The 20,093-nt window shown below is 49.5% G+C and carries 20 protein-coding genes; 4 read left to right on the forward strand and 16 right to left on the reverse strand.

The genetic code is table 11. From position 1 onward, the window contains the following. The 4 genes from PDUR_RS22820 to PDUR_RS22835 form a co-directional block, all read right to left on the reverse strand. Nucleotides 1-717: an amino acid ABC transporter ATP-binding protein gene (locus tag PDUR_RS22820; RefSeq protein ID WP_042208323.1), complete on the reverse strand. Its 717-nt coding sequence runs from the start codon at nucleotides 715-717 to the stop codon at nucleotides 1-3. A 29-nt stretch (nucleotides 718-746) separates the two neighbouring features. Next, the gene (locus PDUR_RS22825; protein ID WP_042208324.1) at nucleotides 747-1,463 is read right to left on the reverse strand and encodes an amino acid ABC transporter permease; all 717 of its coding nucleotides are present in this window, start codon (nucleotides 1,461-1,463) and stop codon (nucleotides 747-749) included. Between the two features lie 93 nt (nucleotides 1,464-1,556). Beyond that, nucleotides 1,557-2,438 carry an ABC transporter substrate-binding protein gene (locus PDUR_RS22830; RefSeq protein ID WP_233277596.1) on the reverse strand — a complete coding sequence of 294 codons (882 nt, stop codon included), beginning with the start codon at nucleotides 2,436-2,438 and terminating at the stop codon, nucleotides 1,557-1,559. A gap of 18 nt (nucleotides 2,439-2,456) precedes the next feature. Further along, the gene (locus tag PDUR_RS22835; RefSeq protein WP_051499538.1) at nucleotides 2,457-3,125 is read right to left on the reverse strand and encodes a GntR family transcriptional regulator; all 669 of its coding nucleotides are present in this window, start codon (nucleotides 3,123-3,125) and stop codon (nucleotides 2,457-2,459) included. Between the two features lie 354 nt (nucleotides 3,126-3,479). Here PDUR_RS22835 and PDUR_RS22840 point away from each other — a divergent pair, with 354 nt between their 5' ends. Further along, on the forward strand, nucleotides 3,480-4,613 hold the full coding sequence (locus PDUR_RS22840; RefSeq protein WP_042208325.1) for a mandelate racemase/muconate lactonizing enzyme family protein: 1,134 nt from the start codon (nucleotides 3,480-3,482) through the stop codon (nucleotides 4,611-4,613). Nucleotides 4,614-4,712: 99 nt separating this feature from the next. Here the strand turns inward: PDUR_RS22840 and PDUR_RS22845 are convergent, their stop codons facing one another. Both PDUR_RS22845 and PDUR_RS22850 read right to left on the reverse strand, forming a co-directional pair. Further along, nucleotides 4,713-5,705: a quinone oxidoreductase family protein gene (locus PDUR_RS22845; protein WP_042208326.1), complete on the reverse strand. Its 993-nt coding sequence runs from the start codon at nucleotides 5,703-5,705 to the stop codon at nucleotides 4,713-4,715. A 141-nt stretch (nucleotides 5,706-5,846) separates the two neighbouring features. Further along, nucleotides 5,847-6,689, reverse strand: a complete 843-nt coding sequence (locus PDUR_RS22850) for a helix-turn-helix transcriptional regulator (RefSeq protein ID WP_042208327.1) — start codon at nucleotides 6,687-6,689, stop codon at nucleotides 5,847-5,849. A 229-nt stretch (nucleotides 6,690-6,918) separates the two neighbouring features. Between PDUR_RS22850 and PDUR_RS22855 the strand changes: the two genes are divergently transcribed. Genes PDUR_RS22855 through PDUR_RS22865 form a run of 3 tightly spaced genes read left to right on the forward strand, consistent with a single transcriptional unit; the run spans nucleotide 6,919 to nucleotide 10,536 of the window. Further along, nucleotides 6,919-7,671, forward strand: a complete 753-nt coding sequence (locus PDUR_RS22855; RefSeq protein ID WP_330217222.1) for a hypothetical protein — start codon at nucleotides 6,919-6,921, stop codon at nucleotides 7,669-7,671. Nucleotides 7,672-7,684: 13 nt separating this feature from the next. Then, nucleotides 7,685-9,373 carry a vWA domain-containing protein gene (locus PDUR_RS22860; RefSeq protein ID WP_042208329.1) on the forward strand — a complete coding sequence of 563 codons (1,689 nt, stop codon included), beginning with the start codon at nucleotides 7,685-7,687 and terminating at the stop codon, nucleotides 9,371-9,373. Between the two features lie 23 nt (nucleotides 9,374-9,396). Beyond that, complete coding sequence (locus PDUR_RS22865; RefSeq protein ID WP_042208330.1) at nucleotides 9,397-10,536, forward strand: toxic anion resistance protein; 1,140 nt, start codon at nucleotides 9,397-9,399, stop codon at nucleotides 10,534-10,536. 54 nt (nucleotides 10,537-10,590) lie between these two features. Here the strand turns inward: PDUR_RS22865 and PDUR_RS22870 are convergent, their stop codons facing one another. Genes PDUR_RS22870 through PDUR_RS22915 form a run of 10 tightly spaced genes read right to left on the reverse strand, consistent with a single transcriptional unit; the run spans nucleotide 10,591 to nucleotide 20,066 of the window. Then, nucleotides 10,591-11,316: a hypothetical protein gene (locus tag PDUR_RS22870; protein WP_042208331.1), complete on the reverse strand. Its 726-nt coding sequence runs from the start codon at nucleotides 11,314-11,316 to the stop codon at nucleotides 10,591-10,593. Then, nucleotides 11,309-12,019, reverse strand: a complete 711-nt coding sequence (locus PDUR_RS22875) for a fluoroquinolone export ABC transporter permease subunit (RefSeq protein WP_042208332.1) — start codon at nucleotides 12,017-12,019, stop codon at nucleotides 11,309-11,311. Before PDUR_RS22875 ends, PDUR_RS22870 begins: the two co-directional genes overlap by 8 nt. After that, nucleotides 12,016-12,870, reverse strand: a complete 855-nt coding sequence (locus PDUR_RS22880; RefSeq protein ID WP_042208333.1) for an ABC transporter ATP-binding protein — start codon at nucleotides 12,868-12,870, stop codon at nucleotides 12,016-12,018. Before PDUR_RS22880 ends, PDUR_RS22875 begins: the two co-directional genes overlap by 4 nt. A 27-nt stretch (nucleotides 12,871-12,897) precedes the next feature. Beyond that, complete coding sequence (locus PDUR_RS22885) at nucleotides 12,898-14,256, reverse strand: TrkH family potassium uptake protein (RefSeq protein WP_042208334.1); 1,359 nt, start codon at nucleotides 14,254-14,256, stop codon at nucleotides 12,898-12,900. Nucleotides 14,257-14,276: 20 nt separating this feature from the next. After that, nucleotides 14,277-14,645, reverse strand: coding sequence for a monovalent cation/H(+) antiporter subunit G (gene mnhG / locus PDUR_RS22890; RefSeq protein WP_042209641.1), 369 nt, complete (start codon nucleotides 14,643-14,645; stop codon nucleotides 14,277-14,279). Beyond that, nucleotides 14,629-14,922, reverse strand: coding sequence for a Na(+)/H(+) antiporter subunit F1 (locus PDUR_RS22895; RefSeq protein ID WP_042208335.1), 294 nt, complete (start codon nucleotides 14,920-14,922; stop codon nucleotides 14,629-14,631). The genes mnhG and PDUR_RS22895 overlap by 17 nt, the downstream gene beginning before the upstream one ends. Further along, complete coding sequence (locus PDUR_RS22900; RefSeq protein WP_042208336.1) at nucleotides 14,922-15,398, reverse strand: Na+/H+ antiporter subunit E; 477 nt, start codon at nucleotides 15,396-15,398, stop codon at nucleotides 14,922-14,924. Before PDUR_RS22900 ends, PDUR_RS22895 begins: the two co-directional genes overlap by 1 nt. A 6-nt stretch (nucleotides 15,399-15,404) precedes the next feature. After that, the gene (locus tag PDUR_RS22905; protein ID WP_042208337.1) at nucleotides 15,405-16,880 is read right to left on the reverse strand and encodes a Na+/H+ antiporter subunit D; all 1,476 of its coding nucleotides are present in this window, start codon (nucleotides 16,878-16,880) and stop codon (nucleotides 15,405-15,407) included. Continuing rightward, a complete protein-coding gene (locus tag PDUR_RS22910; protein ID WP_042208338.1) occupies nucleotides 16,877-17,212 on the reverse strand; it encodes a Na(+)/H(+) antiporter subunit C in 336 nt (111 codons plus the stop codon). Before PDUR_RS22910 ends, PDUR_RS22905 begins: the two co-directional genes overlap by 4 nt. A gap of 1 nt (nucleotide 17,213) precedes the next feature. Then, on the reverse strand, nucleotides 17,214-20,066 hold the full coding sequence (locus PDUR_RS22915) for a Na+/H+ antiporter subunit A (RefSeq protein WP_042208339.1): 2,853 nt from the start codon (nucleotides 20,064-20,066) through the stop codon (nucleotides 17,214-17,216). Between the last annotated feature and the right edge of the window lie 27 nt (nucleotides 20,067-20,093).

The following is a 20,093-nucleotide window of genomic DNA, read 5'->3' on the forward strand; positions in this document are numbered from 1 at the left end:
TCAGTACTGGGTAATCTGGTTAAGGAACTGCGCCAGGCGGGGATGCTTGCCGGCTTCTTCCATCTGCGATGAAGGCAGGTCTTCGACAACCTTTCCCTGGTCCATAAAAATAATGCGGTCGCCTACCCGGCGCGCGAATTCCATCTCATGCGTAACGATGACGACGGTCATGCCGTCTCTGGCGAGATCCGAGATCACGTCCAGAACCTCGGCCGTCATCTCGGGATCAAGCGCTGAGGTCGGCTCGTCGAACAGCATCAGCTTCGGATTCATGGCAAGCGCCCGCGCAATCGCGATGCGCTGCTGCTGCCCCCCAGACAGCTGTTCGGGATAATGCTCGGCCCGGTCTTTCAGACGTACCCGTTCCAGCAATTGAACTGCGCGCGCCCGGACCTCATGCTCTTTTTCCCTGCGCACTACTTTCGGAGCCAGCATAATATTCTGGATCGCGTTCAGGTGCTGGAACAGATCGAACGATTGAAAAACCATGCCGATCTCCGCCCGCACATGCCGCGATACCCCCACATCCTGTCCATTGTACAGAATCTGTCCGCCGTCGATGGGTTCAAGCCCCGCCATGCATCTCAGCAGCGTTGACTTGCCCGAACCGGAAGGTCCGATAATAACCACACGTTCACCCTCGCGGATATCAAGAGAGACCTCTTTTAGGATCGGATCACCATGGTATTGCTTGGACACCTGCTCGATTTGCAGCACAATGTTCGACCTCCTTTCCGTTTTTCAAGCTATAAGATTGACTTCCCTCGCTTCATCAGCGAGAACAGCCGGGGCTTGCGGGTTCGCGAACGGGTAATATCCATCCGCCGCTCCAGGTATGTCTGCACGAGCGTGAACAGCGCCGTAAAGGCAAGGTAGTAAATGACGGCCGCAATCAGCGTATCGACATAATCGAAGTTGGCGCTGGCGGTCTGCTGAGCGGTCAGCAGCAGATCGGTATAGCCTACGACCGAGGCCATCGCCGAGGTCTTCAGCATGCCGATGAACTGGTTGGCTGTCGGCGGGACGATGACGCGAAACGCCTGGGGAAGAACGACGTATCTCATCCGCTGCCAGCTGTTCATTCCGAGGGCGTTAGCCGCCCGGTGCTGCCCTTTGCCGACCGATGCGAGACCGGAACGCACGATTTCCGCCATATAAGCTGCCTCATTAAGCGCGAGTGCGACGAATGCCGACTGGAACCCGGTCAGCCTGATCCCGAACTGGGGCAGCGCGGTGTACACAAAGATCAGCTGCACCAACACGGGAATCCCGCGAAAAATCCATATATACGAAGCCGCCAAGCCCTGCAGAAGCTTCCACCTTGACATTTTGGCAAGGGCAATGATGAATCCAAGAAGGACGGCGACAATCTGCGACACCAGCGTGAGCTTCATTGTATTTACGGCTCCATCCAGAAAAGCACGGGAACCCAGATACGCCCAAACGCCTTCCAATAATTCCATTCTTAAACCTCCTTTTTACAGCTTCCGTCAGATTCGCGGGGTAAAAAGCGTTCACGCGAATCTGACGGCTATGATTATCTTAGGTGACGGATATCACTTGAAGTAGCTCATTTCAGCAGGCAGATGATATTTTTCCATCAATTGTGTATAGGTTCCGTTCTCAACGACTTTCTTCAGCGCTGCTTCGATGGCTGTCTTCGTTTCCGTGTCGCCCTTGCGAACAGCGATTCCGATCTTCGTATCCGCACCGAAGGAGCCGGCGATTTCGAATACGCCCGGTTTCTCCTCTTGCAGGTAAGCCGCTCCGGGAGAAGAGTGAAGGAATGCGTCGGCACGGCCCTGCTCGGTTGCAAGGACGGCGTCATTGGCAGTCGGTAGCGCCAAAATTTTAATTTCTTTCTTTCCGGCTTGCTTCAGTTTTTCGTTATGTTCACGGACGTTGATTTCCTCGACAGCTCCGCGTGTGACGGCAACCGTCAGATCGGACAGATCATCCAAGCTTTTGATCCCCTTCGGATTGCCGCTCTTCACGACGATCGAATCGGCCAGACCCATATAAGGGATGAAGTCTACTTGCTCTTCCCGCTCGGGCTTGATATACATGGCGGAATTGATGATATCGATCCGTTTGCCCTGCAGGGCCGGAATCAGGCCGTCGAAGTTCATGGACTGGATCTTGACCTCTACGCCCATCTCCTTCGCAATCGCTTGTCCCAGTTCAATATCGAAGCCGGTGAATTCATTGTTCACCATGTATTCGAAAGGAGGAAACGTTGCGGCCGTGCCATAGGTCAGGAACCCTTTTTCAACCAAAAAAGATGGAGCGGCTGCGGCTGCCGTCTCTTGCGGCTTGCTGCTTTCGGCCGGTGCAGAGGCCTGCCCTCCGTTTGCACTGTTTGTTCCGGAGCATGCGCTCAACACCGCAACCACCAATACCAACATCGCACAGACAAGCATCTTGGTGTTCTTCATCATCACGTTAATCTCTCCTCATCAGTTCTGGTTGTTTTGCATTACACTCAGTACAACTTGCTGGGTCTTCCGATTGTGTTCGACTAGATAACGGCTGGCTTCCTCCGCCTGCTTGAGGGTCATGAGCTCCACCAGCCGGCGATGCTCGTTAAGAGAACCGTCAACCATTCCGGGCTGGATTAAAAGAATGCGGCGATATCGTTCGCTCTGCTCCCATAACCGTTCAATGATCGACAACAGCACAGGACGCTGTGCAAGACTGTAAATGAACATATGAAACTCGCGGTTGGCGGCCAGAATGGCTTCGGTGTCGAGGCTGTGGTGATTGGCCAGTTCCTCCTGCTTCTGAATCATGCCGTTAAGGACGGCAGCATCCTCCGGCGTTAGCAGCTCTGTCGCAAGCTGTACGGCCAAGCCTTCCAGATTACAACGGACCAGATAAATATCTTCGAGATGCTCCGCCGACAATGGGGTGACCGTTACGCCCCTGTGTGAATGCAGCAGAACCAGATCCTGGGCTGCCAGCTTGTCCAGCGCGCTGCGGACGGGCATTTTGCTTACCCCGAGACGGGCAGCGACAGCATCTTGGTCGATTTTCTCGCCAGGAGCCAATTCGCCGGATAACACCCACTGCTTGAGAACGGAGTACACATGCTCCGACGCGGTAACAAAGGTTGGGATTCTACTCAATCATTCAGCATCTCCTTTCTAAAATTTCAAGATCGGATATTTGATCAAATATCAACGATCAATGATTACCTGTGATATAGGTCACATTGTAAGGGGCAATTCGACAAACTGTCAATAAAAATATCTCAAATTGTAAATATTCCTGTCACAAGGTCGAAATAACTGACATGAAGTCGAAAATATAGATATTTTGTCGATATTTTAGTTGCAAAATAAGATTTTATGTGACTATAATTACTGTGATATTTGATCAAATATCAATTTCTCATCCATTTTTTGCATCAAAACCTTTAATTGCGTTAGATTTCATAACATCATTTTCTTCTCTGCCGAATGAAAAAACGAGGTGTAGGTATGCTTATTTCACAAATTGATGTGTTCAGATGTGACCTCCCGCTCTCTCCCCCATTCACTCATTCTTCTTCCGGAACCGTCACTCATCTAAAAGAAATCTATCTGCGCATTACAGCCGATTCCGGCGTTACCGGCTGGAGCGAAGTGCGCGGAAACTGCGAATATGTTACCGGCGATACGCCCGAACGGGTGGCGGCGGTTCTTACGCATACACTGGGCCCCGCACTGCTCGGAAAGCCCGTGATGAACAGAAATAGGATCAACGCCCAGCTCGATAAGCTGATTAACGGCAACAGCGCGGCCCGCGCCGCGGTAGATATTGCCCTGCTCGATCTCATGGGCAAGCAGTTGAAAGTGTCCGTCGCCGATCTGCTGGGGGGACGGCTGCGGGATTCCATCCCGAGCGATGCCACGATCGCCTTCGGCACACCGGATGAAGCTGAGGAGGAAGCGGTCCGGTATTTGCAGGACGGCTTTCGGACCATTAAGGTGAGAGTCGGCCCGGACCGGGCCGCTGATCTTGAACGGGTGCGGCGGGCCAGAGCCGTCATCGACTCACTCGGGCTTGGCGGAGAAGTTCTTCTGTGTGTCGATGCCAATCAGGGGTGGACGCCCAAGCAAGCGTCCCTCCGCTTGAGGGAACTCGAAGCGCTTGGTGTGGAATGGGTAGAGCAGCCCGTGCCTGCTGACGACTTCTCCGGTCTGAAACAGGTCCGGCAGCAGACACGGGCCGCCGTTGTGGCCGATGAGAGCTGCCGCACCTGCGCGGATGTCGCCCGGATTGCCGCCGAGGGCGCGGCCGATATTGTTCACTTGAAGCTCGTCAAGGCGGGGTCTGTCGCCAATCTGCTGCGGATGATGGCGGTCGCCGAATCCTTCGGCATCCCGTATATGCTCGGGCAGATGGACGAGGGTCGGCTCGCTACCGCCGCTCTGCTGCAAATCGCGGCGGCTTCGCGCGCCAGCCACTTTGAAGTATGGGGATTCCAGCGGGTCCGTCCCGAAGACGATCCCGCCGGCGCGCTTACGGTGTCGAACGGAGCTGTATCGGTTCCCGAAGGCTTCGGACTGGGCGTCACCGTCGATGAATCCCGTTTGACCAATATCGCCAGCCTGTCCGCTGGCGCAACGTAGGCCGCCTCTAGGATTTCCAATATATTATAGAAGCAAAACAGCAAGCCTCCGTTTGATTGGAGGCTTGCTGTTTGTATTTTCCGACCCCTGGCACCTTGATTATTGAATCTTCAAAACGATCTTTCCAATGGTATTCTTCTTCTCCAAAAGGAGATGTGTCTCCGCTACCTGTTCCAATGGATAAACGCCTGACACCTCGGAGTGAAGCTCACCGCGCGCCAGCATGCCTAGCGCTTCCTTCGCCGCTGCTCCTACCTTGTCCGGAGCGGTCTCAGCGTACCCGCCGAGCGAAAACCCGGCAATCGCTTGATTGTTGATCCATAAACCGTTCGTTGATTGAAGCATGTCCGGTTCACCGCTCGCATTCCCCACAACGACCAATTGTCCGAGAGGGCTAAGTACTTGGAGACTGCGGGAGCGTGCTTCTCCTCCCACCGGATCGAAGACGGCATCAACGCCTGCTCCCCCTGTCGCGTGAAGAACACGTTCAACAAATTCATCCCGGAGAAAGAGCTCATCATAACCAAGAGATTCGGCAAGCTTCAATTTCCCGGTACTGCCGACCGTACCCATCACATGCTTTGCTCCCAGCCGCTTTGCTACTTGACTAAGAAAGCTTCCAAGCCCTCCGGCAGCAGCGTGAATGAGCACGGTACTCCCCGCCTGCATCCGGTTCACGTCTTTTATCGCCATGTAGGCGGTCGTTAAATTGACGATGGATGCGGCTGCTGTTGCCAGGTCAAGCTCCGAACCGAGCGTATCCAGCGGTACGGTCAGCGAAGCTCTTACACTCGCCATTGCCGCGTAGCCCCCAAGATTCAGCAGCGTCATCGATGCAACGGGCTGACCGACATAAAAGCCTTCTACTCCTTCCCCAATCGCTCGAACATATCCGGACACTTCGAGTCCAGGTACAAGCGGCATTGAGAATGAAGAACCGAATTCGCCCCGGCGCAACAATATGTCCGCGTATCCAACGCCTGCATAAGCCACGTCAATCGTGAGATTCCCGGGAGCTGGACTGAGATCGGGCAATTCCATGAGCCGTAATTTTTCTGCACCGCCAAATCCGTCTATAACCATCGCTTTCATTACCTATTGCCTCCTTCAAATCTACCGGTTGAAACTATCTTAATTCGCGCAGAAGAAGGCAGACAGTGTTTAATTATACGGGTATACAATTTGATAGGATAACGAAAAAGAACGCTGCTGCAAGAACGGTTTGGCGCCCAGTTAAAGGATGGATTGCCCGGTAAATTCCAACATATGCTGTTCGGTCAATGTACCCTCTTCGGGAGTGTAGACACAGAGGTGGATATCGGAATTGCCGTTTATATGACTGAAAGAATTCAGTGTAAAGGTTAGCGGTCCAGCCTCGGGATGGTTTAATTCAAATCGGACGGCCTTTTTATCCTGCACATCATGCAGCTGCCAGAACTCTGCGAATAATGGGCTGTCGTTACATAGTCCTTGAACGAATTCCTCGAGCACAGGATCATCCGGATGCTGGTCGTAATAAGAACGGAGGATCGCTAAGCCGTACCTGGCGAACTCGTCCCAGTTGGCTATGTTCTGGCGCAAAGAAGAATCGGTGAATACAAGACGTGTCATATTGCATTCTTCCTTGGGAAGCGAATCGAAATCCGTTAAAAATATAGAAGCCATACGGTTCCAAACCAATACATCTGTCCGGAATGTGGCGATAATGGCAGGATAACGAATCTGTTCGACAATCTGCCGCAGCCCCGTGTCTATTCCATTCATTGGTGATGCGCTGGGGTCGGTCATCCGATCATAATTTGCCAGCCGCTTAAGGTGCAGGTGCTCTTCCGGCGATAGCAGTAGTGCTCTTCCTATTCTTTCGATAACATCTTTAGATACACGAACTTCCCGGCCCTGCTCCAACCACGTATACCAGGTCGTGCTCACTTCAGCTAACTCGGCAACTTCTTCCCGGCGAAGACCTGGAGTTCTTCTGCGGCCATACTTCCCGCTGATACCAACCATGGCAGGCTGTATCCGCTCCCGGCGCGATCTCAGAAACTGGCCTAGCGCTTTAAGCTTCCGTACTTCCATTGACACGGCACATCCCCCCCATTTTAAGTTATTCCAATACTGCAACCGTTCCTAATCTTAGGATAACACAACCCTATTTCCCACCGAAAAAATCCAACCCTCTTTATCACACGCTCTTATTTAAGGGGAAAATTATGCATCTATCTGAAGTCACGGGCGTATTCAATGGTATACCTTTAATGAAATCATAGCCCTAAATACTGGAAGTAAGTTATCATAAATAAAGGAGGTGCGTCTTTTGAACAGCTCAAGATTGATGAAGCTGCTGGGGCTTATTGCCGGAGTTGCAGTCTTGGATATTGTAATTTTATCACCAGGTTTATTAGGAGTGGAAATCGGAGGTGGAAGTCCTCTTGAGACAGCCTCAGGAGTAACCTTACTGGTTATTAGTTTCCTTGTGCTGCTGTACGGGAGTTATGCTCTACTTTTTAAACCTCCTGTTCTGGCGCCTGTAAAAAACATGAAATCGCATGAGGACTATATAGCAGCGCTTAACCATTACAGAAATGCAAAGGGGTTAAAGAAGGATATTGCTCTCGCCCTGGATCAGTTGGATCGAATAGAGAAGAAGAAAACCACCTTGTCAGATGTCCTTGGTCAAAGATTTGATCAAGCAGAACTAAGCTACAAGAAGTTCCATTCTGTCATTGATGCGGTCGAACAACTTTTTTACCTGAATATCAGGGGTATCCTGAATAAGCTTAGTGTATTCGATGCTTCAGAGTTCTCCACTTTCACTAGTGAGAAAAAACTCACGCAGTTTTCCAATAAATTGGTCCAAGAAAAAACAGCTCTAAACAATGAGTACTTAGCCTCCGTAACGGGATATCTTGGCGCCAATGAAGAAATCCTGCTGAAGTTAGACAAGCTGCTGCTGGAGATCTCTCAATTGGACAGCACAGATTATCAAAATATTGAGGATATGCCCTGCATGAAGGAAATGGATGCATTGATCAAGCAGACCAAGTTCTATAAGCAATGAAAGGGAGATGAGCATGGCTAGAAAAGGTAAAGCGTTCATGGTGTTAGGGGTTATCGCAGTGGCCGTTTTTGTTCTTGTGTATTTTGGGATCAGTTTAACATCCAATTTAGGCAAAACCGAGACACAGGTAACTGCAGAAGGCGCAGCCAAGCAACTGGATAAACTGTACAAAAGCATTTCTTTAACTGCCGCAGAGCCAATAAAGGGTCAGATCGATCTTGATCCTGCGACTGTCGGCGATTCATTGCCCGATATCTCCAAGTTCCCTATTTCGGTGGCCAACACAACGGACAGTTTCGTAGAGATTTTCTCTTCCACAGAGAAATCAGGGACTGGTGTTGACGGGTGGTTGAATGAAGTAGCGACAGATTTCAATAAGTCCAATATTGTGGTGAATGGGAAGCCTGTTTCTGTCAAAATCCGTAATATTGCTTCGGGAACAGCCGCAGATTACATAAAGTCGGGCAAGTATGTGCCGGATGCCTTCACTCCTTCCAATGAGCTCTGGGGAGAAATGGTTAAAGCGCAAGGTATCCAAACTCAGCTTATATCTAAGCGTCTTGTCGGCAATGTAGCTGGTATTGTATCAACCAAGAAAAAATATGATGAGCTGGTGGATAAGTACGGTTCTTTAAACGTCAAGACGGTTACAGACGCTATAGCGGATAACGAGTTGGCTTTGGGGTACACCGATCCTTTCGCCAGTTCTACGGGTTTAAACTTTCTGGTGACTACCCTTCAGACTTTTGACAGCTCTGATTTGCTTGGAGAAAAAGCGGTTCAGGGGTTTGAGCGATTCCAGGCCAATGTCCCTTTTATCGCATCCACAACTTTACAAATGCGTGATGCGGCTAAGACGGGGATGCTTGATGCTTTTGTCCTGGAGTACCAAACCTATGTCAATGCGCCGGATCTGAAGAGCGGCTATGTATTCACTCCTTTTGGGGTAAGGCATGACAGTCCGCTGTACGCTTTGGGGAATTTGCCTCAAGATAAACTGGATATGATTAAGAAGTTTGCGGAGTTCGCGAAGCAGGATAAGTATCAGAAATTAGCTGAGGACAAAGGATTCAATGGTCTTAAGGATTACCATTCAGAGCTTGATGCGGTTGACGGTACTCTCCTATCCTCTGCTCAAAAGTTGTGGAAGGAAAAGAAGAACGGGAATAAACCGATTGCGGCGGTATTTGTAGCCGATGTGTCCGGGAGTATGGATGGCGAACCGCTAAACCGGTTGAAAGAGTCGTTATTAAGAGGTCAAAAGTACCTCGGCAGAGACAACAGCATTGGTTTTGTTTCTTACTCCAGTGAAGTTTCAATCAACCTTCCGATTGCGAAGTACGACGCGAATCAGCAGTCTATGTTTGTTGGAGCAGTCAACAGCCTTCAGGCCGGCGGCGGCACAGCTACTTTTGACGGTATTGTGGTGGCAATGAAAATGCTTCGGGATGAGCTGGCGGCTAACCCTGATGTTAAACCTGTGATCTTTGTCTTAAGCGACGGGGAAACGAATGAAGGGCATTCGCTCGATGATATCCGGGGGTTAATTGAGACCTTCAAGATTCCGGTATACACGATAGGCTACAATGCGAATATCAAGGCGCTTCAAAGCATTTCAAGTATTAATGAGGCGGCCAGCATCAACGCGGATACAGACGATGTTGTGTATAAGATCGGTAATTTGCTCAACGTTCAAATGTAAAATCTATTCTAGGAGGGGTTACCATGTCATTTTCAATGGAAGTCATCAATCCGGAGAAGATTAAGTCGGCTATTGAGGAGCAGGTTAAGCCTGTGCCCGAGGAAGTAGCCCAGCTAAAGGAGCTGGCGGTAAACAATGTCTCCACGATCCTTGAACTGGATATTGATTCACTGGAGAAGCGGAAAGAGATCCTGCAATCCATTGATAATTTCGGCATAAATACGATGCGGTCATCGTCGGAGAAAAATTCTCTTTTGCAGGTGTCTGTGGGGAACCTATCCAGAACGGGCGATGAAGGCGGTCAAGTCGCCAAGGGGTTAACCGAGCTGCAGCTCCAGTTGAAGGATTTAGACCCGAGTGTTGTGGATTTTGCCAAAAGCGGATTTCTGGGCAAGTTCTTTAACCCATTGCGCAGCTACTTTGCCAAGTATCAAAAGGCGGATGCTGTCATTTCGGACATTATTACTTCTTTGGATAAGGGCAAGTCTGTATTAAAGAATGATAATACGACTTTGGAGTTTGAACAGCAGGCGCTTCGGGAGCTCACTAAAAAGCTGCAAAAGGAAATCCAGCTTGGCATGTTGATGGATGAAGAAATTGAGTCTCAGATTGAAGCGGCAAAATCACGTAATGAGTCGGAAGATAAAATCCGGTTCATTAAAGAAGAAGTGCTGTTTCCGCTGCGTCAGCGCGTGATGGACCTGCAGCAAATGCAGGTGGTTAATCAACAGGGGATCATGGCGATCGAAGTGGTAATCCGAAATAATAAAGAGCTGATTCGCGGGGTGGACAGAGCCCGAAATGTCACGATCTCCGCCCTAAAAATCTCGGTTACCGTAGCCAGCGCGCTTTACAATCAAAGAATTGTCTTGAAAAAGATTGAGCTTCTTAACCAAACCACTAACGATCTGATAAGCGGCACCTCCAAAATGCTGAAAGATCAAGGCGCGGCGATCCATAAGCAGTCTCTGGAAACGAGTATTTCGGTAGACACTTTAAAGCAGGCTTTCACCGACGTGCTGTCCGCTCTAGATTCTATCAGCACTTACAAGCAGGAGGCCCTTCCCAAAATGCGTGAAACCATCAATCAGTTCAGAGAGCTGGCGGATACCGGAGAACAGCAGATACAGCGTCTGGAGAAAGGGCAGAAGCTGGGTCTGTAGCCGGTGAACGAATGAGCAAGAGTGTGTAGAATTTACGCACTCTTGCTTTGTTCTTTAATCGACTCTTTTAACAAATATTTTGACCATAACACACAGAAGCGCCAAATGAAATATAAGCCCAACGCCAAAATCCGCAATAGCAGTATAAGGTCTGCCTTGTTCTATAGCAAAAAACGCTTCAGCCGGCCAATACGTAGGAATCCATGCTCCCAGAAGCTGCCATGCACCTGGTACAAAATAAGCTGCCGCAGGCCCTGCTATAAGTAATCCGCCTATCTTGGCTAAAGCCAATCCCTCCACCTTATTGGCAGCAAAGGCTGCAAGGAACAAGGTGTAGCAAGGTGCTTCAATGGCTAATAACAGGAGTATGAAGATTATTCCCGAATGAATTTCAGATCGTCCCGAGAAGATTAAATAGGAGGATGAAAGCAAGATACAGAGCATGGATGGCAGAATTAATCTGTATAGCATGTAGCCTCTGCGCATCAGCGGCGTAATCGCATAATAGGAAATGATATTTTCATCGCGTTCATCAAGCATTAGCAGCCCGGTCATCATGCCTGTAAGCATTGGGACAGTCATAACCAGGAAAACTGCGGTAAAGCTGCTGTAGTTATATATATCCAACGAATAGCTGCTCATAAGCCAAACTGCGACAATCGGGAATATATATCGCGAAATAACAAGAAGAGCCATAGGAGCTAAGAATCCTGTCATCAGCACCGGGTCCAGACCGGCATGGCGAATATCATGGATAAGAAGCGACCGATATTTATTCATTTCCCCGTCCCTCCCCTGCCATCAGAACATGGTGTTCACAGGACCGCTTTGCCCATACATAGATTACTGCATTCCAAATTAGCAATATCCATAAGGAATACAAATAATCGGTTGTCGATATAGCTGAAAATGCCCCATTCAGCAATCTCAATGTCCCTTCGGTCGGCAGCACCAGAAAGAGCTTGGAATTCCATATATTCAAATAACCAAGCAGCGGAAGCACAAACGGCAGCGCATACGCCTGAGAAAGTAGAATAAAGCTGTTAATGCTATGACAGCGAGCCACAACTCCAATTGACAGAAGCGTCATAAAGCTTGATGTTAAGATGATTCCAACCGAGAAAGCCAACGGAGATTCCGGAATTCCGCTTGCGGCTGCATGTATACCCCAAGCTGCCAACAAAGACAACACGGATAATGAACCTGCTTTTGAGAGCAAATATTCCCTAACACGAATTGGAGTGACAAATAGAGGATCATGGATACCCTGATCCCTTTCCAGCAGCACAATCCCTCCCGCTAGAATAAGACCGAGTGCACTTGGGTCGCTAAACGTTAACAATACGATTACATTCTCCCGATATCCATCAGGAATAAAATGCAGCAGCACCAAATAGAACGCACAGACAACGATATAGACCCAATAGAAGCCATGGCGCCATTGAAAGCGGATGTCAAAGGCAAACGCAGCCCGGAATCTCATGTCAGCTGCCTCCCGGTAACCTCAATAAATATTTGTTCCAGTGAAGCTTCCATTGAATGAATCGTTTCTATGGGATATTCCCGGATAAGCCGCAAAAATTGCTCATTCTCTCCAATACCATCCAGAGAATATTCTGCAAGACTTATCCCATTCTGATGGCGGTACTCTAACCGCACTCGCTTGTTTCCTTTTTGAAGCTTCAGCTCACGGGGAGAATCAATCAGCTTGATCTGACCGTCTACAATAAAAGCGACCCGGTCGCAGAGCTCCTCCGCGGCTTGCATGTTGTGTGTTGTTATGATTATCGTCTTCCCATTTGCTTTCTTTTCCAGAATTAGATCCTTCATCCGTTTGGCATTAACAGGATCGAGCCCGGAAGTCGGCTCGTCCAGAAAGAGGATACTGGGGTCATTCAGGAGTGCCCGGCAGAAATTCAGTCTCATCTTCATCCCTTTCGACATTTGGGAAACCTTCATGTTGGCGGCGTCCGCCAGATCAACCTGCTTCAAAAGATGCATCGGTTCCTCTGTACGTCCCGCATAGAGTGACCGAAAGAGCTTCAGGTTTTCCATTGCCGTAAACTTCGAATAGAAATTCGGAAATTCGAAGGCTACTCCAATTTGCTCGAAATATTCCGGCCCGGTATTCCTTATTTCTGTGCCCATAACCATTACGCTGCCCAGATATTTTTTTAAGACTCCGATTAATATCTTTTGCGTCGTGCTCTTGCCCGCCCCGGATGGACCTAGAAATCCAAACACCTCCCCCTGCGGTATCCTGAAGTTAAGTCCGCAAAGAGCTGGCTCCTGCTGGCCGGGATAGGTATAATAAAGGTCCTCCACCTGAATCATGATATCTCCCCCTTAGGATGAAAATCCTTAACCAATTAGCAGTTTCTCTTCTGGATAACGATATTTTTGCTTCTTATTTCGCTGTGCTAGCGCAAAAGCCAAGGTTAATGGGCCGAGTCTGCCAATAAACATAGTAATAATAATGACCAATTTACCTAAGGGTGAAAGTTCAGGGGTTAATCCCATGGACATCCCTACCGTTCCGAATGCAGATGTTGCTTCAAATAGCAGCACTAAAAAGTCTTTATGCAGCCGATATTCTGTAATCGTTAAGAGAAATGCAGCTGCAATTACTACTCCCACGGAAATAGTCATAACTGCCAGTGCTCTGAATATCATTTTTTGAGATATGCGTTTTTTTAAAAGCTGCACATCTTCGTTCCCCTTCACTGTTGCCATAATGCTTAGTACCAGTACAGCGAAAGTGCTTGTTTTGATGCCTCCGCCTGTCGACCCGGAGGATGCCCCGATAAACATTAAAAAAATCATGAAAAACTGGGAAGCAGGCATCATACTGGCAACGTCAATCGAATTAAATCCAGCCGTCCGAGTAACTACACCCTGAAAATATCCGGCCCAGAGTCGTTCGGTCCACGATAGCCCGCCAAACGTTCTGGTATTAAAGAGTTCAATTACGAATATTACCAGAAAGCCAACTAAACAAAGGAGTCCGGATGTAATTACAACTACTTTTGAATGAAAGGCAAGGTCTCTCCACCGTCTCTTTCGGTAAAGATCCAGAATCACAGTAAACCCGATGCCCCCGATGATAAATAGAGAAGTGATTACCAGGTTAATTAATGGATCTCCAACATAGCGGCTCAAGCTATCGGGCCACAACGCAAATCCCGCATTATTAAATGCTGAGACAGCATGAAATATCCCGTAGTAGATCGCCCTTGTCAGCCCTAGTTCATCTGTCCATCGAATGGTTAACAATGCGGCTCCAAGAGTCTCAACAATAAAAGCAATAAGGAAGATGCTAAGTGATAAACGGACAACCCCTTGCGTAGTAACTGAGTTCGCTGATTCCTGGATGAGCAGGCGCTCTTTTAATCCAATCCTTCTCCCCATTACAACGGCGATCAGCACACCAAATGTCATAAATCCCAATCCGCCAATTTGAATTAAACATAGAACCACAATTTGTCCGAAGGGAGAGAAGGCCATACCCGTATCGAGAACAACCAGTCCAGTTACGCATACGGCTGAAGTCGAGGTAAACCATGCGTTCAACCAACCCACACTATTCCCCGTTGAAGATGATATCGGCAAAGCAAGTAATAAAGCACCTAAAAATATTGGAATAGCAAAACCCAGCAGTATAATCCTCGAGGAAGTCAAGCTGAGTTTACCTGTAACCATCGACCAACCTTTTAAAAACATATTCAGGGCTCCTGTGGCATTTATTTTTGATTTCCAGAGTGCATTTCTCGTTCCAATACCGGCTTCATATCGTCCTGAATACTGTTCTCCCACAGCTTAACACCCGAACGGTAGGCAGCTCTTCCGTTTAAATGTCCTGCTACCGGTGATGTGATGAAGACGAACACAATGGCGGTAAGCAGCTTGAAGCTGACAACCTCCACATAGAACATCATGTAAAGAAAGGCCCCTGCGAGAACACAAAGCACGCCGAGGGTCGCACTCTTGGTTGCCGCGTGCGAGCGTAAATATACATCCGGCAGACGGACCAATCCAAACGCGCTTAGCCCGCAGAACAGAGCGCCAAACAGCACCAGAACGGCGATAAGCAGTTCACCGGCCATGTTCATCATCTCCGCGTTCAATCACAACACCTCTTTCGATATATCTGGCCAAAGCCGCTGTTCCTATAAACGTTAGAATACCTATAACAAGGATAATCTCGATAAAATCCTGTGTTCTCAGCAGCATACAAATTACCGCAATCATAGCCAGAACATTAATGCCTATCGTATCCAGTGCGGCAATCCGGTCAGGACGGGTAGGGCCTTTGATCAAGCGGTAAGTGCAGGCTAATACGGCTAATGAGAGAATGACCAGCGCAGCCGTCAGAAGGGCTGAAACCATTACCGTGTCACCTCCCTGATCGCTTGTTCAAATGTGCCTCTAATTTGCTCGGAGAGCAGGTCCGCATCCTCTATATCCATTGCATGGATATAGAGGGTCTGCCCGCTTCCGGATACTTCGAGGGTCAGCGTTCCCGGTGTCAGACATATCAGGCATGAGAGAAGGGTAATCTCCCAATCCGATGTAAGGCTAGTCTGATAGGCAAAGATTCCCGGACGAATGGTCAGCTTCGGACGAAGAATATGTCTCATGACCGTAAAGCTGGATACTACCAGCTCCCGCATGAACAGCAGAAGCAATTTCAGAATGGCCCACACCCGCTTAAGGTAGAAGGGTTCGAACCAAAACCTCCGCAGAAGCAGCAGTACGGCAGCGCCCAGCAGCAATCCCACTGTGAAACGGGAGCCGGACCAATCATTATTAAGCAGCATCCACAGGAAGGCAATCATCAGGTTGAGTATAATTTGCAAGGCCATCTTCATCTACTCCTTCATTACGGCTTCGATGTAAAGTTCGGGATGGGCAAGCACGTCGCCGGCCTGCGACACATAGGAATAGACCCATTCCGCCTGAGTTCCCATAAGGATGATTAGAACGAGCAGTGCAGCCGAGACGGCGGCCGCGCCCTTCAGATTAACCCTTGAACGCTCTCCCTCAGGCTCATCTCCCCAAAAAGCCAGCCTGAATATTTTGATTAGCGAGTACAAGACCAGGAAGCTGGACCCGAGACCGATCAGGGATAACGTGAGCATGCCGGCGTCAAGCCCGCCGCGAATGAGCAGCACTTTGCCGGCAAAACCGCTGAGTGGCGGTATCCCCACAATCGCAAGCGCCAACGTAAAGAACATCCAGCCGATTAGGGGATAACGTTTGATGAGGCCCCCCATATCTTTCAATCGGTCCGTTCCCCCTATTGTGATCACCATCCCTCCGAGAATAAACAATAATCCCTTGGACAGCATATCGTGAAGCAAATAAAAGACTGCGCCGTTCAGCGAATCCCCGTTGGCCGCTGCCAGGCCGAAAGCGACAAAGCCCACACTTATCACCACGTTGTAGTTAAGAATGCGCGGAATATCGTTATAAGCGACGGCCCCCAGTCCGCCCAGAATCATGGCACCCGCTGCCATCCAGGCTATCCACGTATGGGTTACTCCCGGATCTTGAATAAATATCAGTGTAAACGTACGAAGAACCGCATAGAGTCCCACTTTGGTCAGGAGCGCGCCGAACAACGCTCTTACGGCTGACGGAGGAGCACTGTACGATTCCGGCAGCCAAAAGAACAGAAACAGGCCAGCCTTTATGGAGAATACAATCAGGAACAAAACAGCAATCACACCCAGCACGCCGCCCTGTCCCGCCTCGGCAACACGCTGCGACAAATGTGCCATATTGAGTGTGCCGGCTGCAGCGTACAGGTAAGCTACAGCCGCCACGAAGAGTGTGGATGACACGATGTTAATTAGCAGATATTTCAATGACTCCCGAAGCTGAAGCCTCGTTCCGCCAAGGGAGATTAAGGCATACGACGATATAAGCAAGACCTCAAAGAAGACAAACAGATTAAAAATATCTCCTGTAAGAAAAGAGCCGTATACGCCAACAAACAGAAAATTGAAGAAGACGTAGTAGTAAGCCTTCTCCCGCTCGGTCTCAATGCCGCCGAAGGAATAGAGAAGAATCCCGAAGCTTGTCACTGCTGCGGTCAGCACAAGCAGCGCGGCGAACATATCCCCCACAAAAACAATCCCGTATGGCGGCGCCCAGCCTCCCATATGCAGAGTTTGAATTCCGTCCGCACGAATGCGGGAAACCAAAACGATTGCAATCGCGATATTAAGTAGGGCGCTGACTATACTGATGAAACGCTGGAGCTGAACCTTCTCCTTCAGAAAAATCAACAGAACAGCGGTACATAGAGGGATTAAAATCGGAAATACCAACAGGTTGCTCATGGTTTATCCCCCTTGATGCTGTCCATATCATCCGTTCCCAAAGTTTGGTGCGCCCGGTAAGCAAGGACGAGGAAAAAGGCGCTGACTCCAAAGCTGATCACGATCGAGGTTAGAATTAACGCCTGCGGCAGGGGATCAACATAGGCTTCTGCTTTATCGCTGAGCACCGGCGCTGCGCCTGTCTTAAGTCCGGCCATTGTCAGAAGAAGCAGATGGACGCCATGTGTTAGCAAGGACGTGCCCAAGATTATGCGCAGAAGGCTCTTCGACAGAATCAGATATACTCCAATCATAAATAAAATCCCGACCGCAACGGCCATTATTAATTCCATTTCACTCATCCCCCCTTATTGTAAAAATAATGCTCATGGTCACCCCGACCACAGCCAGATAAACGCCAAGATCAAACAGCACGGCTGTAGCCAGCTCGGTGTCGCCCATAATCGGCAAATGGAAATGGCCAAAGGAATGGCTTAGGAATGGTGCTCCGAAAGCGAGAGAACCTGCGGCTGTAAGAATAGCAATGAGCAGGCCCATGGCTGTAATCATACGGTAATTCACCGGCATCGCCTTGCGTACTGTATCCATCCCGAAGGCGATAGCCAACAGAATAAGAGCGGCCGAAGCCATAAGCGCGGCAATAAAGCCTCCTCCGGGATGATTGTGTCCGGCAAAGAACAGATAGACCGAAAAGGTGATAATAATGATCACGATGACCTTGGACATCGTCTGCAGGATTACATCATTGCTCCTGAAAGGATAAGCCGGTCTTCCGGGTTTGGCCCCGGCGTACGCCAAATTTCCGGGTTCCATTCTAAGGCTGATCAGGCCAAAGATCCCGAGGGATGCAATCCCCAGCACCATGATTTCGAATAAGGTATCGAAGCCCCGGAAGTCAACCAGAATAACGTTGACTACATTCTTGCCTCCTGCCAAGGAATAGCTTTCTTTAAGGAAGAACTCCGAGATGGGAGCAAACGGACTGCTTCCCATAGCTGCCAGCGCGATAAAGGTCATTGTTATGCCGACGCCCGCGGCAATGATGAGATTCGGCAACTTTAAGCGCATGGGCGCTTTTTCCTTGCTCAACTTCGGAAGATACCTGAAGCAAAGCAGGAACAGAATGACTGAAACAGTCTCCACAATCATTTGCGTTAAAGCAAGATCGGGTGCGCGGAAGATGACGAACAGCAGCGTCACCATATAGCCGACAGCACCGGTGAACAGAACCGCATTGACCCGGGATTTGGCAAAAGGTACGGTAACCGCTGCCAGCAGCATAACGGCAATGACGGCCATTTCATAGAAGGACAGCGGAGCATAATGGTTCATTCCCAGCGATATGCCCTTTTCGCCGAGCATAACACTCGCCAAGGCAATGATAAAAAAGCTGAAGATATAGAGCAGATAGTGCCGGTTGGAGCCGGTCATATAAAGATTTGTAAAGCGGCCCGAGCCGCGCTCCAGCAATCGAAGAGATCCATCATACATACGGTTCAGTAAATTTCGTGTGTTCCATTCGCGGTCCAGCATCCGCAATCGGCTGTATCCTCTGAACAACAGCGTACCGGCCGCAATAACGCCCAGCGTCATGAAGACCTCAGGGGTCCAGCCGTGCCAGAAATGGATAGAGACGCTAAACGTTTCCTCTGGCGTCAGTAATCCGTTATGGACGGCGGCCATGGCCGGCTCGATTAATGAATAAGACAGCAGTCCTGGAAAGAAGCCGAATACCACAGCCAATGAAACCAGAACCACCGGGGAAATCAGCAGGCCAAGCGGCGCTTCATGCGGTATTTTATCCAATTTGTCTTCTTTAAGCTTTCCGGTAAATGTCTTAAAAACCAGGATCATGCTGTAAACAAAGGTGAACACGCTCGCGATCCAGGCAACCGCTGGAAACAGGATCATCCACGAGTGTCCATCCAGAACATCGAACTCCCGAATATTCAGTACGGCTGTAAAGAACATTTCTTTGCTTAAGAAGCCGCTAAGCGGAGGCAGTCCCGCCATGGAGAATGCCCCGATCACCGCTACGGAGAACGTGACTGGCATCAGGGACATTAATCCGCCAAGCCTGCGCAGATCTCTTGTATTCGTTTCATGATCGACAATACCTACAACCATAAACAGAGATCCTTTAAACACGGCATGATTGATCAAATGGAAAATAGCCGCCGCAGTCGCCGAAGCATAAAACAGCGGTTCCTCCGTGCCGGAAGCCAGCGAAGCGGCTGAGCCGAGTCCAAGCAGGCACATGATCAGCCCAAGCTGGCTGACGGTGGAATAGGCAAGCATGGCCTTCAAATCGGTTTGTTTAATCGCTTTGAATGATCCGTATAAGAGCGTGATTAGACCCGTGAGGGAGACCAACCACAACCAAAGGGACTCTCCGGCGAAAATGGGGCTAAGCCGCGCAACCAGATACAGCCCCGCCTTCACCATCGTGGCCGAATGAAGATAGGCGCTGACCGGAGTCGGCGCCTCCATGGCATCGGGCAGCCAGATGTGAAACGGGAATTGCGCCGATTTCGTGAAGGCTCCCAGCAAAATCAGCAGCATCGCCGGAATAATAAGCGGCTCCTGGGCCAGCATTTGTACCTGGCCGGTCATCTCGCGAATACTGTATGTTCCACTCATCACATAGAGCAGATTGAACCCGGCGAACATCGCCAGCCCGCCAAAGACGGTGATAAGCATCGACTTCAGCGCACCGTAACGGGATCTTTCCCGGCGGTGCCAAAAGGCGATCAGCAGAAAAGACGTAATGCTGGTTAACTCCCAAAATCCGTAGAGCACCATTAAATTATCAGACAAAACGACACCAAGCATCGCTCCCATAAACATGAGCAGATAGATATAAAAGCGGGCGAGCGCTTCCGTTTTGTTCAGATAATAGATGGAATACAAGATCACTAGAGCGCCCATACCGGTAATCAGCAAGGTAAACAAAAGACTGAGGCCATCCAGATATAACGAAATATCGATACCCAGCGAAGGCATCCAGTGTACGCTCTCCCGCGTGTAGTTTCCTTCCTGCACGCCGGGAATTCTCGTTAGAAAATACAGGAACAGCGCAGCCGGAATCGGTATAACCATCCAACCCGGATGAATGCGCAATAGACGCTTGACAAGCGGAATCAAGGCAGCCAGCAAAAATGGAATCAAAATGGCAGCATGCAGCACAGACGAGCACTCCTCCTATACAGACAT

This window comes from Paenibacillus durus (genome assembly GCF_000756615.1).
GTDB lineage: Bacteria > Bacillota > Bacilli > Paenibacillales > Paenibacillaceae > Paenibacillus_AQ > Paenibacillus_AQ durus.

Bases quoted from the DNA above. Each gene is read 5' to 3' on its own strand.
- PDUR_RS22825 (WP_042208324.1), bottom strand. From the start codon at position 1,463: ATGGAATTATTGGAAGGCGTTTGGGCGTATCTGGGTTCCCGTGCTTTT.
- PDUR_RS22830 (WP_233277596.1), bottom strand. From the start codon at position 2,438: ATGATGAAGAACACCAAGATGCTTGTCTGTGCGATGTTGGTATTGGTG.
- PDUR_RS22840 (WP_042208325.1), top strand. From the start codon at position 3,480: ATGCTTATTTCACAAATTGATGTGTTCAGATGTGACCTCCCGCTCTCT.
- PDUR_RS22845 (WP_042208326.1), bottom strand. From the start codon at position 5,705: ATGAAAGCGATGGTTATAGACGGATTTGGCGGTGCAGAAAAATTACGG.
- PDUR_RS22850 (WP_042208327.1), bottom strand. From the start codon at position 6,689: ATGGAAGTACGGAAGCTTAAAGCGCTAGGCCAGTTTCTGAGATCGCGC.
- PDUR_RS22860 (WP_042208329.1), top strand. From the start codon at position 7,685: ATGGCTAGAAAAGGTAAAGCGTTCATGGTGTTAGGGGTTATCGCAGTG.
- PDUR_RS22865 (WP_042208330.1), top strand. From the start codon at position 9,397: ATGTCATTTTCAATGGAAGTCATCAATCCGGAGAAGATTAAGTCGGCT.
- PDUR_RS22870 (WP_042208331.1), bottom strand. From the start codon at position 11,316: ATGAATAAATATCGGTCGCTTCTTATCCATGATATTCGCCATGCCGGT.
- PDUR_RS22875 (WP_042208332.1), bottom strand. From the start codon at position 12,019: ATGAGATTCCGGGCTGCGTTTGCCTTTGACATCCGCTTTCAATGGCGC.
- PDUR_RS22880 (WP_042208333.1), bottom strand. From the start codon at position 12,870: ATGATTCAGGTGGAGGACCTTTATTATACCTATCCCGGCCAGCAGGAG.
- PDUR_RS22885 (WP_042208334.1), bottom strand. From the start codon at position 14,256: ATGTTTTTAAAAGGTTGGTCGATGGTTACAGGTAAACTCAGCTTGACT.
- mnhG (WP_042209641.1), bottom strand. From the start codon at position 14,645: ATGAACATGGCCGGTGAACTGCTTATCGCCGTTCTGGTGCTGTTTGGC.
- PDUR_RS22895 (WP_042208335.1), bottom strand. From the start codon at position 14,922: ATGGTTTCAGCCCTTCTGACGGCTGCGCTGGTCATTCTCTCATTAGCC.
- PDUR_RS22900 (WP_042208336.1), bottom strand. From the start codon at position 15,398: ATGGCCTTGCAAATTATACTCAACCTGATGATTGCCTTCCTGTGGATG.
- PDUR_RS22905 (WP_042208337.1), bottom strand. From the start codon at position 16,880: ATGAGCAACCTGTTGGTATTTCCGATTTTAATCCCTCTATGTACCGCT.
- PDUR_RS22910 (WP_042208338.1), bottom strand. From the start codon at position 17,212: ATGGAATTAATAATGGCCGTTGCGGTCGGGATTTTATTTATGATTGGA.